The sequence below is a fragment of the Trinickia symbiotica genome, assembly GCF_003028655.1.
Taxonomy (GTDB): domain Bacteria; phylum Pseudomonadota; class Gammaproteobacteria; order Burkholderiales; family Burkholderiaceae; genus Trinickia; species Trinickia symbiotica_A.
Genome location: NZ_PYUC01000015.1, coordinates 48,518 through 64,425, shown reverse-complemented (window position 1 = coordinate 64,425; position 15,908 = coordinate 48,518). Strand labels below are relative to the sequence as shown.

Here is a 15,908-nt window from a genome sequence, read left to right as displayed (position 1 = left end):
ACGGCAACAACAGACGGCGCGAACAGGCTCATCGCCAGCGATGGCCTTTCGCCGCCGTGCGGGCAGATGAATCAATTGCCGCGCGAGCCGGTTTTTCCGGACCGGTAGCGCAGCAAGTGATCCGTGCCCGATTCCGAGAGCCAGACCTCGCCCGGGCGGCCCGCCATCTGACGCACATTCGCGTGCGCGCGAGGCAGCGCCAGTACGGCGAACCGTTCGGTGCGCGGATCGAAGCGCACGAGGGCATTGGCGATCCACTCACTGAGCCAGACGATATCCTGATCGTCCACGAAGATGGCGTAATCGTGCGGATTGTCGCCAGGCAATCGCCATTCGCGCCATCCGCGCGTGGCCGGATCGTACATGCCGACTTTCCCGGCGTTCCATTCGCTGATCCAGACGCGCCCTTTCGAATCTGACCAGACGCGGCGCGCGCCTTGATGCGGCGTGGGCGGTTCGATCACCTCCGTCGCGCCCGTCTTCGGATCGATGCGGCCCAGATAGTTGCCGGCGAGCGAGGCGAAATAGAGACTGCCGTCGGGGGTCACGCAGATCCCATAGGGCCCCGGGCCTCGCGGCGCGTCGAAGACCTGCATGCTTCCCGTCTTCGGGTCCAGCTCGCCGTAGATGCCGCTTTGCCCGGTAAACCAGAGATGGCCCTGCTTGTCGAATACGGCGGTGTTGAGATTGGCGTCCGACCGGTCTTTCGGCAGCGGGAAACGCTTAACGGCGAGCGTCTCGGCGTCGATGCGCACGATCGCGTTCGCGCCGCCGTCGGTCACCCACGCGGCTCGATCGGGACCGACGATCACACCATGCGGTGCCGATCCCTCACCGAGCGGAATCTTCTCGATCTTCCCCGTGCTCGGATCGAGCCGGCCAACCGCGCCCTGCGCTTGCTCGGTGAACCAGACGGCACCGCCCGCGACCGGCACCGGCGCGACATCGTGAGGCGCGCTACCGGGCGGGACGGCGAAACTATCGAATGCCGGCGCTTGCGCGAACGCGGAGCCGAGCGCCAGCGCCATGCCTGCCAGCCCCAGCGCGAAAAATTGCATGAGCCGGCCTGCGAGAACGTTGCCTGCGGCTCCGGCAACTCGTTCGTTGGCGATCTTCCTCATCTTCGCCTCCCATCTCGTTCGAATCGTGATGTTCGACGCTCGATATTCTGTCACCGATAGAGGAAGCGCCACGCGCCTTGTCCGTGACGAGAACCGTATGAGGCGCTAGGCCGCCGCCCCCGCCACGCGGAACACGCCCACGACCTCCGAGAGCACGCGGGCCTGTTCTTCCATCGACTGTGCCGCGGCGGCCGCTTCTTCGACCATCGCCGCGTTTTGTTGCGTCGTCTGATCCATCTGCGCGATCGCGATGTTGACCTGCTCGATGCCGCGGCTCTGCTCCTCGGAGGCGGCCGAGATCTCGCTGATGATGTCCGTCACGCGCCGCACCGATTGAACCAGCGATTGCATCGTCGCGCCGGTTGCCTCGACGAGCGTCCGGCCGTTTTCGACGCGGCCGACCGAGTCCTCGATGAGCGACTTGATCTCCTTCGCCGCTTCCGAGCTGCGCTGCGCAAGATTGCGCACTTCGCCCGCCACGACGGCGAAGCCGCGTCCTTGCTCGCCCGCGCGGGCCGCCTCGACGGCCGCGTTGAGCGCCAGGATGTTCGTCTGGAACGCGATGCCCTCGATGACGGAAATGATGTCGGCGACGCGGCTCGAACTGTCGGCGATCGTTTGCATCGTCGAGACGACTTGCTGCACGGCTTCACCGCCCTCGCCGGCGATCCGCGAGGTCTCGGCCGCCATTTGATTGGCCTGTCGCGCGTTGTCGGCGTTTTGCTTCACGGTCGCCGTCAGCTGCTCCATGCTCGCGGCCGTTTCACCGAGTGACGATGCCTGCTGCTCCGTGCGCGCCGACAGATCGAGATTGCCGGCCGCGATCTGCCGTGCCGCGTCGGTTATCGTCTCGGTGCTGCCTCGAATGCGACGGATGGCATCAGCCAGCCGCTGCTGCATCCGCTGCATGGCGGACAGCATGCTGCCGTCGTCCGATGCGATCGCGACCTTGTGCGTCAAGTCGCCTTCGGCGATCGTCTGGGCGACCGTCGCCGCATACGCGGGCTCGCCGCCAAGACTGCGCTTGACGTTCCGAATGATCACCACGAGTGCTAGAGAAGCGAAGCTGCCGATCACGACGATGGCGATCAGGTAGCGAATGAGGTCGCCCGTGAAAGCCGCGTCGATGTCGTCGATGTAAAGGCCTGAAATCAGATACCAGTCCCAGGGCTCGAACCGCTTCACGAATGCGAGCTTCGGCACGCGCTCGGTCTTGCCTGCCACACGGCCCATGTATTGGACGAATCCTTGACCGCTGGCCTGCCCGACTTTGACGAGATCGACGAAAAGCAGCTTGCCTGCACTGTCCGCGTAGTGGCTCACATCCTTGTTGCGCAAATCGGCGAGCACGGGGTGCATGATCACGACGGGCTTCGCGGTCGTGATGATCATGTAACCATTGCCGGGAAAACGCATCGCGGAAAGACGCGCCATCGCCTGTTGCTGCGCATCGGCTTCGGCGAGCTCATGTCGCTCCGCCATCTGTGCGTATTGCGCCACGATTCCGTGCGCCGCCTCGACTACGTTCCGAATCGCGGCTTTGCGCTCCGCGAGCATCGTGTCGCGAGTTTGTATGGCCGCCCAGCCTCCGAACAACAGCAAACCCAGCCACATCACCAGCAAGGCCAACCACAACTTCGCGTTCAGACTCAGACGGTCCACTTTTCCCCCTGTCGTGATGCGGCACACACGCCGCGGCTGCCTGTCGATTCGGGCGGTATAACGGCAACGCGGGGCGCTACTTGATAGGGGGAAACCTCAACAGAATCTGAGCGGCCCAGCGCGCTCTATCTTCATACATCGTCCGTCATCAGAAGGGCTCAGTTGTCATGACAGGCTTACGCGCTAATCGTGGCTGCGTCCGCAAGACAACACCACGCCCAGCAGTAAAGCCAGCGGCACGCCCAGTACGGCGATGCCGAACCGATGCAAGCCGAGCGCGCCGGCTGCCGCGCCCGCCACGAACAGCAGCAGTTGCAGCGAGAGCTGAACGAGCGTCCGATCGTGCCTGTCGCGATCGTGACGACGCGTCATGCGCTCGACGAGTGCGATCGTCCACGCGCTGAAGTTGCTTGTCATCACGGTGGTCGGTGTGCCCATACTGAGCTCGCCCGGCAGCTTCGAGAGCGCGCTCTGGCAGCCCATCGCAGCCCCCGCGCAGAGCGCCACGGCGTACCGCGCCCAAGTCCCGTCGCTCAGCACCGCTTGTGAGGCGAGCAGCAGCGCGAGCCATGCCGCCTCGACGAGGATCACCGCGCGCCGCGCTCGCATCGGCGCGGCGCGGCCATCGATCGTGATGATGCGTGCCGCAATGACGGCGCACACGCCGCCGCCCGCGAACGCGACGATGACGGCAATGCGCAACGCCGTCGTCTCGTCTGGTTTGACGAGCGCGCTCGCCAGCGCTGCGAGATTGCCGGTGACATGTGCCGTGAAAACTTTCGACAACGCAAGAAAACAGGCCGCATCGACGAATCCGGCGACGGCCGACAGCACGACGAACATCGACATCGCAGAGCGGGAGGGAACGCAATCGTGATCCAAACGGTCAGCGCATTCATCGTGCCAGCCGGCGATGCATCAACCCAGATCCGAGAAAACCAGCGGTCGCCTAGTCTCCACGATTGTCTTCGCGAACGGGCACGTTAACTGCGGCGCCTGCCGATGCTCGCGTTCGTCGCCTCTGCACCACAACGCCGCGCGCGAGACTGCGAAAAACCTTGCAACGGTTGGCCGCATCGCGCATGGAGCGCACCTTCCGCGCGGCACGTCCGGTCAACCCGTCAGACCGAATTCAGCGGGAGGCATCCGTGACGGACACCGTGTCAGACCACGTCGTGGCAATTCTCAAGCAATGGGGCGTCGATACCGTGTTCGGCTTGCCGGGCGACGGCATCAACGGACTTGTCGAAAGCTTTCGCAAGGCAAGCGACAGCATTCGCTATGTTCATCTACGCCACGAGGAAAGCGCCGCGCTCGCCGCTTGCGCTTACGCCAAATTCTCGGGGCGTCTCGGCGTCTGTTTTTCGACCGCCGCGCCCGGCGCCGTCCATCTGCTCAACGGCCTCTACGACGCGAAAGTCGACGGCGCGCCGGTGCTCGCCATCACCGGAATGACCTATCACGACCTGATCGGCACGCACTATCTGCAAGACATCAACCAGGACTACCTGTATCAGGACGTCGCCTACTACAACCAGCGCGTGATGGGTCCCGAGCATCTCGAGAACGTGATGAACTACGCGTGCCGGACGGCCCTGTCGCGCTCGGGCGTCGCGCACGTCGCGATTCCCATCGACATCCAGGCGATGCCCGCATCGAAGGAGCAACGCTTCAAGCGCAATATCAAGGGCCATACGTCGAGTGCGTATCAGCCTCCGACGCGCACGCCGCAGGCCGAGCTGATCGCTGAAGCAGCGGATTTGCTCGGCGGATGCGAGAAGATCGCGATCCTCGCCGGGGCCGGTGCGCGCGGTTGCCGCGCCGAGCTCGAGCAACTTGCCGAGCGGCTCGGCGCACCGATCGTCAAAGCGCAACTCGGCAAGGAGTGCGTGCCCGATACGAGTCCGTATACGACGGGCGGAATCGGCGTGGTCGGCACGCTGCCGTCGGTCCAAGCGCTCAAAGGCTGTAACGGGCTGCTGATCGTCGGCAGCTCGTTTCCCTATATCGAGTTTCTGCCGAAGCCGGGCCAAGCGGCTTGCGTGCAGATCGATCACAACCCGGAGCATATCGGCCTGCGCTATCCGGCCGACATCGGTCTCGTCGGCGATGCGCGGGCGACGCTGCACGAACTGCTCGGCAAGCTGCGCCGCAACGAATCACGCGAGTTCCTGACGCTGGCCCAATCGCGCATGCGAGAGTGGCGTGCGCTGATGGAGGAGCGCGGGACCTCGACGGCACTGCCGATGTGTCCGCAGGTCGTCGCACACCATCTGCCCGAGCTGCTCGATGACAACGCGATCATCTGCGGTGACTCGGGCACCGTGACGGTGTGGCAGGCGCGCATGGAGCTGCGCGAGAACCAGCGGTTTTCGTTCAGCGGCACGATGTGCTCGATGATGGCCGCGCTGCCGTACTCGATCGGCGCGTCGGTCGCTTATCCGGGCCGCCAGGTCGTCGCGTTCACGGGCGACGGCTCGTTCACGATGATGATGGGCGAGTTCGCTTCGCTCGTGCAGCACCGCCTGCCCGTCAAAGTCGTTGTGATGAAGAACAACACGCTTGGCCTCATCAAATGGGAGCAGATGCTCTATCTGGGCAACCCCGAATATGGCGTGGACCTGAGCCCCGTCGATTTCGTCAAGGTGGCCGAGGCCTGCGGTGCGCGCGGCGTGCGGATCGAGGATCCGACGCGCTGCCGCGATCAGCTCAAGGATGCGCTCGCCATGCCAGGGCCGGTGCTGATCGAATGCATCGTCGATCCGCTCGAGCCGCCGTGGCCGCCGATGGTCAAGAAGGACGACGTGCGGCTGCTCTACGACGCGCTTGCGCGCGGCGAGGTGAACCGCAAACAGATCGGCCTCACGATCGGCCGGCATGCCGCGCAGGAGTTCCGCTTCTCGGCGAGTCCGTTCGGTATCGCCGGGCGCGTGATCGACAAGCTGACCGGGCACCACGAGAGCGAGCCCAAGCACGAATCCGACGAGCGCAAGAAGAAGGAGTAGCCGATGAGCGTCATCGATATGCATGCACACGCGAGGACGCGCGGCCAGCGCCACGTTGGCGATGCGCGCAGGCAGAACGACGCGGCGCGCGAACTGGCGGCCGCACTGCGCGGGAAAATTGCCGGTGAGGTTCGTTTCGACGGCGGATCGCGCGCGCTTTATGCGACCGACCATTCGATCTACCGGCAGGTCCCGATCGGCGTCGTCATTCCGCGCACCGACGACGACGTCATTGCGGTCGTCGCCGCATGTCGCGAGCGCGGCGTGCCGGTGCTGGGCCGCGGCTGCGGGACGAGCCTGGCCGGCCAGACTTGCAACGTCGCCGTCGTGATCGATTTTTCGAAATACATGAACCAGCTGCTCGCGCTGGACCCGGATTCGCGGCAGGCGCGCGTTCAGCCGGGACTCATCAATGACCAGTTGCGCGAGGCCGCGCAGCGTCACGGGCTGACGTTCGCTCCGGACCCCGCCACCCACCGCTACTGCACGCTCGGCGGCAACATCGGCAACAACTCGTGCGGCGCGCACACGGTGATGGGCGGCAAGACCGTCGACAACGTCCTCGAGCTCGATGTGCTGACCTACGACGGACTGCGCATGCGCGTCGGCGAGACGTCCGACGATGAGTTCGAGCTGATCGTGCGCGCGGGCGGGCGACGCGCGCAAATCTATCGCGATCTCAAGGCGCTGATCGGGCGCTACGGCGACGCGGTCCGCCGCTCGTATCCGCAGATCCCGCGCCGCGTCTCGGGCTACAACCTGGACGACCTGCTGCCCGAGAAGGGCTTCCATGTCGCGCGCTCGCTGGTCGGCTCAGAAAGCACCTGCGCGCTCGTGCTCGGCGCAACGGTGCGGCTGATCGACTACCCTGCGTTCCGCGCGCTGATGGTGCTCAGCTATCCGAACGCCGCTGCCGCGGCCGACGAAGTGGTGCGAATCCGCGAATTCGGCCCGGTCGCGATCGAAGGCTTTCACCATCACATGATCGACAACATGCTTCGCAAGGGCAAACGGCTGCCGGGAATGGCCATGCTCGACAGCGACGGCGCTTACCTGCTCGTCGAATTCGGCGGCACGAGCGCCGAGGAAGCGAAGGGCAAGGTCGAGAACACGTTCGCCGCGCTGCGCAAGATGAATACGGGCGCATCGGCCATGCATCTGTTCGAGGATCCGCGCGAGCAGGAAGAGATCTGGGCACTCCGTGAAGGGGGCGTCGGCGCGAGCCGAGTGCCCGAAGACGAAGAGGCGTGGCCGAGCTGGGAAGACGCGGCCGTGCCGCCCGAACGGCTCGGCGACTATTTGCGCGATTTCGACGCGCTCAATCGCCGCTACAGCTACCGCTATACGCTCTATGGGCATTTCGGCGATGGCTGCGTTCATACGCGAATGACGTTCGGTCTGCGCACGACCGAAGGCGTGCGGAAATTTCGCGCCTACATGGAAGAAGCGGCGGATCTGTGCCTCTCGTACGGCGGGTCGCTATCGGGCGAGCACGGCGACGGTCAGGCGCGCGGCGAACTGCTCCCGAAAATGTTCGGCGCCGAGGTGATTCAGGCGTTTCGCGACTTCAAGACGATTTGGGATCCAACCTGGCGGATGAATCCCGGCAAGATCATCGATCCCTATCCGCTCGATACGAACCTGCGCACCGGCCCCGACTACAAGCCGATCGACGTCGTCACGCATTTCCACTTTCCCGAAGATCGCAATTCGTTCGCCGATGCGACCGAGCGCTGCTTCGGCGTCGGCAAATGCCGTGAACTCGGCGGTCAGACGATGTGCCCGAGCTTTCAGGGCACGCGCGAGGAAAAGTATTCGACGCGCGGCAGGGCACGGCTGCTGTTCGAAATGATGCGCGGCGAGGCCATCACGGACGGATGGCGCAGTGACGCGGTGCGCGACGCGCTCGATCTATGTCTGCAATGCAAGGGCTGCAAGCATGACTGCCCGGTCTCGGTCGATATGGCGACCTACAAGGCGGAGTTTCTCTCGCATCATTACGCGGGCCGGTTGCGCCCACGCGCTGCCTACTCGATGGGACTCATCGACGTTTGGTCGCGCGTCGCGATGCTCGCGCCCGGCTGGGTGAACGCGTTGTTGCGAACCCCGGGGATCGGCGCGCTGTTGAAGGCCGCCACCGGCTTCACGAGTCAACGTGAGACGCCCGCCTACGCAGCCGAATCGTTCCAGCAGTGGTGGCAGCAGCGCGAACGCGAACACGTGCGCAGCGGCGATCCGACGCTGCCCGAAGTGATCCTTTGGCCGGACACCTTCAATAACTTCTTCTTGCCTGGTACGGCAAAAGCAGCCGTGCGCGTGCTCGAAGCGGCCGGCTACCGGGTAGCGGTGCCGGCCGCGCCGCTTTGCTGCGGCCGGCCGCTCTACGACTACGGCTTCCTCGATCTCGCAAAGCGCCGGCTGCGTCGGATACTCGACGAACTGCGGCCCGCGATCCGCGCCGGCATTCCGATGGTCGTGCTCGAGCCAAGCTGCGCGTCCGTGTTCCGCGACGAAATGCCGAACCTGCTCGCGACCGACCGCGACGCCGAGCGGCTCGCGCGACAGACGAAGACACTGTCGGAGCTGCTCGCGCAGACGAACGGCTGGTCGCCGCCGCGGCTCGAGGCGCGTGCGCTACTGCAGTCGCATTGCCATCAGCGCGCGGTACTGAACGCGGATGCGCAGCGGGAGCTACTGGTCGCGATGGGCATCGAGCTGCAGCCGCTGCGCAGCGGCTGCTGCGGACACGCCGGATCGTTCGGCTACGAACGCGAGCACTACGACGTTTCGCAAACAATCGCGGAGCAAGTGTTGCTGCCGGCCGTCCGCAAGGCGGCGCCCGATACGCTCGTCATCGCAGACGGCTTCAGTTGCCGGCAGCAGATCCGCGACGGCACCGGGCGCTGGCCGATGCATCCTGCCGAAGCGGTCGCGCTTGCGCTCGAGCGGCAGGCCGATCGATCGATCGAGCTCGCCGAGCGGCGCTATCTCGAGCCGGCCGCGCGTGTGAAGCCGGAGCAGGCCGCGATCGCCGCCGCCGCGCTGCTCGCCGTCGGCGTGATCGGCACAGTTGCGCTGCGCCGGCAGCGTACCTCTTGATGCGGAAAATGCAGCAATGAAATCGGGCGCCGTCACGCTTGTCAACGTGACGGCGCCCGCATGATGTCGAACACCGGGCGATACCGAAGCGTTGCTGCTACTACGCCCCGAAGTATCGATCAGTGGCCGAAATACAGTCCCTGGTTGCCCGACTGCGTCGGCACGCTGTCCGACCGCGAATGCGCACCGCCCGATTGCGACTGCGATGAATCGACGGTACCGCCCACGCCACTCGTCGTGTCGTCACGAGCAACGGTCGCCGCATTGTATTGTTCGGCTGCGAGCGTTTGCGCGCTGATCCCACGCTGCGACGACGGCGCACCGACGTCAGGGCGATAGAACGGCGCCGGACCGTAGCCGCTCGCAAAAGCGGGAGCAGCGATCGAGGCAGACGTTGCAAGCAACAACGCGGCGATGAATTTGGTCTTCATGGTGTCCTCCGGTAACTTCAATCGATGTATGCAGGATCGCGCCTGGGAGCAGATTGATTCGCTTGCGGCGCACTCAATTCAACGTTGACAGTTCCAAGCTTAAAGCTGCGGCGCGATCGGACAAAGAGGGTTGATCGAACAACTCATTTCCCGAAATTCGAACAATGCGTGTCTCGGTTTTGCGTGTGATGCGCAGAATCAATCAGCGCGATAGGCTCGCCTTATCCGATGCCCAGACGAATCGGGCGCCATCGCGTTCATCACGCGACGGCGCCCGAGCGGCGCTAAAGCTAAGTGCTGTCGCTTCAGGGCATCACTGCAGTACGCCCTTCGCCTCGCAATCAACGACCGAAGTACGTGTCGTTGATAGGGCTATCCGCCTGAACGCGGGCGTGGCCCGACTGCGCTACCGAGATCGAGCCGCCAACGTCGCTTTGCGCAGCAGCGGTATTGCCTTGCTCCGCCGCGAGCGTTTGCGCGCTGATGCCGCGTTGCGACGACGACGCACCGACGTCAGGGCGATAGGACGGTGCGGGACCATAACCGCTAGCGAAAGCGGGCGCGGCGATCGACCCGGATGCAGCGAGAACAAGAGCAGCGATAAACTTCGTCTTCATGATGACCTCCGGTACGTTTTAACTGACTGGGAACCGCGTGGACCGAGTCCGTTGCGGTGCGCTGTGTTGATGTCTTGCAGTGTAGGGATGTCGAGCACTCAGACAAAGAGGGCTTGCCGAACATCACATTTCCTGAAACTCGAACAATTGGAATTCCATGGAAGCAGGACGGATTTCACTCCGCGAAGCCGATGCGGAGGACCGCTTCCTCTGCCGCAGCCAATAAAGAAGCGCCATCGCGTTCATCACGCGATGGCGCTTCTCGAGCGGCGCGTAAAGCTAGTACTGTCGCTTCAGGGCGTTACTGCAGCACGCCCTTCGCCTGCAATCAATGACCGAAGAACGTGTCGTTGATATGACCGCCCGCCTGAACGCGGGTGCCGCCCGACTGCGCTACCGAGACCGAGCCGCCAACGTCGCTTTGCGCAGCAGCGGTATTGCCTTGCTCCGCCGCGAGCGTTTGCGCGCTGATGCCACGTTGCGACGACGGCGCACCGACGTCAGGGCGATAGGACGGTGCGGGACCATAACCGCTAGCGAAAGCGGGCGCGGCGATCGACGCGGATGCAGCGAGAACAAGAGCAGCGATAAACTTCGTCTTCATGATGACCTCCGGTACGTTTTAACTGACTGGGAACCGCGTGGACTGAGTCCGTTGCGGCGCGCTGTGTTGATGGCTTGCAGTGTAGGGATGTGAAGCGCTCAGACAAAGAGGGCTTGCCCAACATCACATTTCCTGAAACTCGAACAATTGAGATTCCATGGAAGCAGTACGGATTTCACTTCGCGAGGCATCCGATGGAACAACGATGGCAATACCAAGTGCGAATCGACGTCGCGCCCGGGCTAGCCGAGGCCTTGCGGGCGGGGGCGCCGCATCCATGCCGTGATCCGATCGAATCGATCCTGCGTCGGAGCAACGCAACGCTAGTGTGTCAATTCGACGCGTTCGCGGATTACGTCGCAGAGGCGGAACGCGCGGGCCCCGAGCGGTACCCGCTGTATCGATGGACGAAGGAGACGATCGGGAATCCGGAAAAGAAGGAGAAATACCTGAGGTCATTCACCGTCTATGTAGGCGGCGAGCAGGTCTATGAGAGGGACGTTGCGGACCAGCTTCATGCGGGGTTGTCGGCTCTTGTCGCTAAAGAGGGCATCGAACGCGTGCTGAAATTTGATACGAACCCGGCGAACAATCCGCAACCACCCGCGCAGCAGTGAGCGGCGGATCGACAACAAGGCCACTCACCCACTATTCGCAGTTTTCCGCGGAGCGGCGCGGTCAAACCGTTTCGTTGAGGGCCCGCGGGTTTCCGCTTTTCGCGTTGCGCGCGTCAGCACGAGCTGCGGCGGCACCCCATCGTTGCGCGAGCGCGGCGCAGACCATCAGCTGTATTTGATGGAAGAGCATGAGCGGAAGCACCGCCGCGCCGACAGCGTTGGAGGCGAAGATGACCTTCGCCATCGGAATGCCCGACGCGAGGCTCTTTTTGGAGCCGCAGAAAATGATCGTGACGCGGTCCTCGCGTTCGAAGCCGAGCCACTTGCTCGCCGTCGCGGTAACGATGAGGGCGGCGGCCAGTAAGACGGCGCTCACGACGAGCAATCCGGCCAGCGCCGAGACCGGCACGCGATGCCAGAGCCCCTCGTTGATAGCCTCGCTGAACGCAGAGTAGACGACCAGCAGAATCGATCCTTGATCGACGAAGCGAACGAGGCCGCGATGGCGGTCGATCCATCCGCCGAGCACCGGCCGCAGCAATTGTCCGCACACGAACGGCACGAGCAACTGCAGCACGATGTTGCCGACCGTATGCCAGCCGGAGCCCGATGTCGCGTGACTCGAAATGAGCACGCCCGCCAGCGCGGGCGTGATGAAGATGCCGAGCAGGCTCGAGGCCGACGCACTGCAAACCGCAGCGGACACATTTCCTTTCGCCATCGACGTGAACGCGATCGACGATTGCACGGTCGACGGCAGCGTGCAGAGGAACAGGATGCCGCCATACATCGCCGGGGTGACGAGCGGTGAGAGGACCGGCTTAAAGGCAAGGCCGAGCAGCGGAAACAGCACGAAGGTACTCAGCAGCACGAGGGCGTGCAGGCGCCAATTCGTGGCGCCCGACACGATCGCTTCACGCGGCAGCTTCGCGCCGTGCAAAAAGAAGAGCAGGGCGATGGCGAAGTCGGTCGACCAATCGACCGCCACCGCCGTTTCACCGCGGCACGGCAGCAGACTTGCGAAGACGACGGTTCCGACAAGGGCCAGCGTGAAATTGTCGGGAAGGTACTTGGGGCGGGACACGATGCAGGATTTCCGTAACTTACTTCCGCGCTGCGTTGCAGCACAGTAAGTAAGAGGATACTGCAAAACCGGTTTCACTGCTGGAGAGCGCTCGCTCCTTCGGCAGTCCGACGTTCGGTTCGCGGCCAGCGCCGCCGCCAGCGGCGCATTGGGGCTGGATCAGTCCTTGGTCCGGGCGGCGGCCGCGCGCGCGACGCGACACGCCGCGAGATCCCACGCGCCACTGCCGACGGTCTTGAAGACAATCGGCTGATCTTTCCGAACTTCGCCGCCGACGATCGAACCGAGCGAACGGACAACAGTCCAGTCGACTCCCGCTTGCAGCAGATCGCCCGCTTCCTCTTTTGCGGCGGCGAAATCATCGACGAAGACGCGGCTCGCGCGGACAGTTTCGGCGGCGATCTCGGCCGCGTCGGGCGTGAACGCGCCGACACCGATCACGAGGCGGCTCGCTTTCGCGCCATCGGTGTAGACGGGAACCTTGCTCGTCGTAGCCGCAACGACCGTGTCGATGTCGTCGGGAATCGGTCCGCCCGCGGACACCTGCGCAAGAGCGGCAACGGCGATGCCTTCGCGCGCCATCTGCTCGCAGAACGCTTGCTCGGATGAGGGCGTGCGGCCCTTGACGAAGATCTTCGCGCCCTGATGGAGCGCGCCGATCGCGGCCGCATGGAAGCGCGCTTGTTGTCCCGTGCCGATCAGAAGGAAGGTGCGCGGCGCTGAAGGGTGCAGCAGCTTGACGCCGAGCATCGAGAGCGCCGCCGTCCGGCGTCCCGTGACCGTTGGGCCGTCTAGAATGAACTCCGGCTTGCCCGTCGTGGCGTCGCAGACGGTTACCGCCCCGAAGATCGTCGGCATGTCGCGCGCCGCGTTGCGCGGGCAGACACTGACGAGTTTGTGAATGGCGATATCGTGCGCGCTTGCCGGCATCGACAGGAGCACGCCGCCTTCGTTGAGCGGCAATGCGGTGCGCACGGGCGAGCGGATCTGCCCGGCGTCATGCTCCTGGGCGGCGACGGAGAGGGCATCGACAAGTGCTTCGAAGTCGAGAAGGGCCGCCGTTGCGGTGGCATCGAATGTGGGAAGTGTCGGCATGTTTCAGTCGCGCGGCGTAGGTGGATCGAATCAGGCAGGGCGCTTGAGCAGCGAAGGGGTCGCGGCGCCGGCATCGAAGGCGGCGATATGGCCCTCGTCGATGATCCATAGCACCTCGGCGTCGTCCTTGCTCGTCGAGACCGCCGCGTGCCCGGTGCGGCTGTCGAAATAGATGCTGTCGCCCGCTTCCAGATGCGTCGGCGCATAGAGTTCGGAGTACAGACAAACGCTGCCGCTCAACACATAGAGAAATTCTTCGCCCTCATGACGTCCCCATTCGGTGAAATCGTCGAGAGAATGCGCGGTGATCCGTATCCGAAACGGATGCATCGCCTTTTGCGAGAGATCGGTGGCGAGCAGCTCCATGAGATAGCAGCCCGCCGCGTGCATTTGCCCGCCGCCCTTGCGCGTCAACGCACGCCGCCCGCTCGCGGCGGGTTTCGGACTCGAGCCGAACAATTCGCCTAGGTCGATGTTCAGGCCATGGACGATCTTCTGAAGCACGTCGAAAGTCGGCGACATGATGCCGTTTTCGATCTTCGAGAGGGTCGAGCGCGATACGCCGCATACGCGGCTCGCGACCTCGAGGGTGTAATCGTGCCGCAACCGGGCGGCCTTCACTCGCTTGCCAAGCTCAGATGAGCCCTGCTCAACTGGCTTCAGTAAAGTTTTTTCCATATGCGGGGAAAGATCGCAGTCCTAACGATCGGCATTGCAAGTTTCCTATCATAACAAAGACGACCGCCGGGAAACCAATGGTCCGGCGGGGTGGAGCGCCGCTCCTTGCTTCGAGGTTTCTTTTGTGAAACGTATGGCGATGCGCGTAATAGCCATGCGGCTCACAGGGGGGCTGCTAGCGGCCGGGAGAGGCCCGCAGACGCGATGTTGCCGATGTGAAACAGCGTTGAATCGAGACGGATCTTGCTTACTGAGTGGCCATGTTAAGCGTCCACTTGCTCGCGCCGGCGCGCAGGCCAGAGCGTCGTAGGCAGACGTTGTAGCCGTGACGGCACGAGTGTATAGTTCCCCGATGTACTCAAGTTTCGTATCGGAAATTTTACGAGGGATCAAATGAAAGCATCGACCATCCTCTCCGAACTCGGCATCTCCCATCTGGCGGAAGCTGGCGACATCGCCGTGCATTCGCCCATCGACGGCGAGCTTATCGGCCGCGTCGCAAGCAAGACCGTCGCGGAAGTCGATGCAGCGCTCGCAAAAGCGCAGGATGCCTTCAAGGTCTGGCGCAACGTTCCGGCGCCGCGTCGAGGAGAGTTGGTGCGCCTCCTCGGCAACAAGCTGCGCGAGCGCAAGCGTGCGCTCGGCAGCATCATCACGCTCGAGACGGGCAAGATTCTGCAGGAAGGCCTCGGCGAAGTGCAGGAAATGATCGACATCTGCGATTTCGCGGTCGGCCTCTCTCGCCAGCTCTACGGCCTGACGATCGCGTCGGAGCGCCCGGGCCATCGCATGGCGGAAACGTGGCATCCGTTGGGCGTATGCACGGTGATTTCGGCGTTCAATTTTCCGGCGGCCGTATGGTCGTGGAACGCCGCGCTGGCTTTGGTATGCGGCAATGCGGTCATCTGGAAGCCTTCGGAAAAGGCTCCGCTGACCGCACTGGCCGTCGACAGGATTCTGCAGGATGCGCTGAAGGAGTTCGGCGATGCCCCCGAAGGACTGACGTGCGTCGTCAATGGGGGCCGCGACGTCGGCGCGAAGCTGGTGTCGGACCGTCGTTCGAGCATCGTGAGCGCAACGGGCAGCACGGAGATGGGGCGTGCGGTCGGTGTCGAAGTCGCGCGCCGCTTTGGCCGCTCGATTCTCGAACTCGGCGGCAACAACGCCGGCATCGTCTCGCAAACGGCAGACATGGAACTGGCGCTGCGCGGCATCCTGTTCTCGGCGGTCGGCACGGCCGGTCAACGCTGTACGAGCTTGCGGCGCCTGTTCGTTCATGAAAGCGTCTACGACAAAACGGTCGAGCGTCTGAAAACCCTGTACGGCAAGGTCGCGATCGGCAATCCGCTCGAGCAGGGCACGCTGATGGGCCCGCTCATCGACGAATCCGCGTTCAACCGCATGCAGGCGGCTTTGGAGCAGGCAAAGCGCGAAGGCGGCAAGGTGTTCGGCGGTGAGCGCCATGTCGTAGCCGGCAATGAAAACGGCTTCTACGTGCGCCCGGCCATCGTCGAAATGCCGTCGCAGACGGAAATCGTGCTGAAGGAGACGTTCGCGCCGATTCTGTACGTTCTCAAGTACAGCGACTTCAACGAAGCGATCGAAGCGAACAACGCCGCGGCGCATGGGCTCTCGTCCTGCGTGTTCACGACGGACCTGCGCGAGAGCGAGCGCTTCCTGTCGGCGTCGGGCAGCGATTGCGGCATCGCGAACGTCAACATTGGCCCGAGCGGCGCGGAAATCGGCGGCGCGTTCGGCGGCGAGAAAGAGACGGGCGGTGGACGCGAGTCGGGCTCGGATGCTTGGAAGGCTTATATGCGCCGCGCCACGAACACGGTCAACTTCTCATCGGCGTTGCCGCTGGCTCAAGGTATCGACTTCAACGTCGAATAAGC

Annotated in this window: 13 protein-coding genes; 4 read left to right on the top strand and 9 right to left on the bottom strand. The window is 63.8% G+C overall.

The window, feature by feature from the left end; genetic code table 11:
• Positions 1-71: 71 nt before the first annotated feature.
• From C9I57_RS25515 to C9I57_RS25505, 3 genes are all read right to left on the bottom strand, one after another.
• On the bottom strand, positions 72-1,121 hold the full coding sequence (locus C9I57_RS25515) for a Vgb family protein (protein ID WP_107153376.1): 1,050 nt from the start codon (positions 1,119-1,121) through the stop codon (positions 72-74).
• A 105-nt stretch (positions 1,122-1,226) separates the two neighbouring features.
• Entirely contained in the window at positions 1,227-2,783 is a 1,557-nt protein-coding gene (locus C9I57_RS25510; RefSeq protein WP_107153375.1) for a methyl-accepting chemotaxis protein, read from the bottom strand.
• Between the two features lie 183 nt (positions 2,784-2,966).
• Positions 2,967-3,632 (bottom strand): DUF1275 family protein, encoded by a 666-nt coding sequence (locus C9I57_RS25505; RefSeq protein ID WP_107153374.1) that lies wholly within the window; start codon positions 3,630-3,632, stop codon positions 2,967-2,969.
• A gap of 299 nt (positions 3,633-3,931) precedes the next feature.
• Between C9I57_RS25505 and C9I57_RS25500 the strand changes: the two genes are divergently transcribed.
• On the top strand, positions 3,932-5,788 hold the full coding sequence (locus tag C9I57_RS25500; RefSeq protein WP_181321953.1) for a thiamine pyrophosphate-dependent enzyme: 1,857 nt from the start codon (positions 3,932-3,934) through the stop codon (positions 5,786-5,788).
• 3 nt (positions 5,789-5,791) lie between these two features.
• Positions 5,792-8,887: an FAD-binding and (Fe-S)-binding domain-containing protein gene (locus C9I57_RS25495; protein WP_107153372.1), complete on the top strand. Its 3,096-nt coding sequence runs from the start codon at positions 5,792-5,794 to the stop codon at positions 8,885-8,887.
• Positions 8,888-9,006: 119 nt separating this feature from the next.
• Here the strand turns inward: C9I57_RS25495 and C9I57_RS25490 are convergent, their stop codons facing one another.
• The 3 genes from C9I57_RS25490 to C9I57_RS25480 form a co-directional block, all read right to left on the bottom strand.
• The gene (locus C9I57_RS25490; RefSeq protein ID WP_107153371.1) at positions 9,007-9,318 is read right to left on the bottom strand and encodes a hypothetical protein; all 312 of its coding nucleotides are present in this window, start codon (positions 9,316-9,318) and stop codon (positions 9,007-9,009) included.
• Between the two features lie 341 nt (positions 9,319-9,659).
• Positions 9,660-9,935, bottom strand: coding sequence for a hypothetical protein (locus tag C9I57_RS25485; RefSeq protein WP_107153370.1), 276 nt, complete (start codon positions 9,933-9,935; stop codon positions 9,660-9,662).
• Positions 9,936-10,263: 328 nt separating this feature from the next.
• The gene (locus C9I57_RS25480) at positions 10,264-10,539 is read right to left on the bottom strand and encodes a hypothetical protein (RefSeq protein WP_107153369.1); all 276 of its coding nucleotides are present in this window, start codon (positions 10,537-10,539) and stop codon (positions 10,264-10,266) included.
• 194 nt (positions 10,540-10,733) lie between these two features.
• Here C9I57_RS25480 and C9I57_RS25475 point away from each other — a divergent pair, with 194 nt between their 5' ends.
• The gene (locus C9I57_RS25475) at positions 10,734-11,156 is read left to right on the top strand and encodes a hypothetical protein (protein ID WP_107153368.1); all 423 of its coding nucleotides are present in this window, start codon (positions 10,734-10,736) and stop codon (positions 11,154-11,156) included.
• Positions 11,157-11,217: 61 nt separating this feature from the next.
• Here C9I57_RS25475 and C9I57_RS25470 read toward each other — a convergent pair whose 3' ends face one another.
• From C9I57_RS25470 to C9I57_RS25460, 3 genes are all read right to left on the bottom strand, one after another.
• Positions 11,218-12,240 carry a bile acid:sodium symporter family protein gene (locus C9I57_RS25470; protein WP_107153367.1) on the bottom strand — a complete coding sequence of 341 codons (1,023 nt, stop codon included), beginning with the start codon at positions 12,238-12,240 and terminating at the stop codon, positions 11,218-11,220.
• Between the two features lie 159 nt (positions 12,241-12,399).
• The gene (lhpI, locus tag C9I57_RS25465) at positions 12,400-13,335 is read right to left on the bottom strand and encodes a bifunctional Delta(1)-pyrroline-2-carboxylate/Delta(1)-piperideine-2-carboxylate reductase (protein ID WP_107153366.1); all 936 of its coding nucleotides are present in this window, start codon (positions 13,333-13,335) and stop codon (positions 12,400-12,402) included.
• A gap of 30 nt (positions 13,336-13,365) precedes the next feature.
• Positions 13,366-14,013: a helix-turn-helix domain-containing protein gene (locus C9I57_RS25460; RefSeq protein WP_107153365.1), complete on the bottom strand. Its 648-nt coding sequence runs from the start codon at positions 14,011-14,013 to the stop codon at positions 13,366-13,368.
• A gap of 393 nt (positions 14,014-14,406) precedes the next feature.
• On the opposite strand from C9I57_RS25460, the gene amaB reads away from it, so the two are divergent.
• Positions 14,407-15,906, top strand: a complete 1,500-nt coding sequence (amaB, locus tag C9I57_RS25455) for an L-piperidine-6-carboxylate dehydrogenase (protein ID WP_107153364.1) — start codon at positions 14,407-14,409, stop codon at positions 15,904-15,906.
• Positions 15,907-15,908 lie beyond the last annotated feature (2 nt).

What these genes read in the sequence shown, in the direction of transcription:
- C9I57_RS25495 (WP_107153372.1), top strand. Translation starts at nt 5,792, where the DNA reads ATGAGCGTCATCGATATGCATGCACACGCGAGGACGCGCGGCCAGCGC.
- amaB (WP_107153364.1), top strand. Translation starts at nt 14,407, where the DNA reads ATGAAAGCATCGACCATCCTCTCCGAACTCGGCATCTCCCATCTGGCG.
- lhpI (WP_107153366.1), bottom strand. Translation starts at nt 13,335, where the DNA reads ATGCCGACACTTCCCACATTCGATGCCACCGCAACGGCGGCCCTTCTC.
- C9I57_RS25460 (WP_107153365.1), bottom strand. Translation starts at nt 14,013, where the DNA reads ATGGAAAAAACTTTACTGAAGCCAGTTGAGCAGGGCTCATCTGAGCTT.
- C9I57_RS25505 (WP_107153374.1), bottom strand. Translation starts at nt 3,632, where the DNA reads ATGTCGATGTTCGTCGTGCTGTCGGCCGTCGCCGGATTCGTCGATGCG.
- C9I57_RS25475 (WP_107153368.1), top strand. Translation starts at nt 10,734, where the DNA reads ATGGAACAACGATGGCAATACCAAGTGCGAATCGACGTCGCGCCCGGG.
- C9I57_RS25490 (WP_107153371.1), bottom strand. Translation starts at nt 9,318, where the DNA reads ATGAAGACCAAATTCATCGCCGCGTTGTTGCTTGCAACGTCTGCCTCG.
- C9I57_RS25480 (WP_107153369.1), bottom strand. Translation starts at nt 10,539, where the DNA reads ATGAAGACGAAGTTTATCGCTGCTCTTGTTCTCGCTGCATCCGCGTCG.
- C9I57_RS25485 (WP_107153370.1), bottom strand. Translation starts at nt 9,935, where the DNA reads ATGAAGACGAAGTTTATCGCTGCTCTTGTTCTCGCTGCATCCGGGTCG.
- C9I57_RS25515 (WP_107153376.1), bottom strand. Translation starts at nt 1,121, where the DNA reads ATGAGGAAGATCGCCAACGAACGAGTTGCCGGAGCCGCAGGCAACGTT.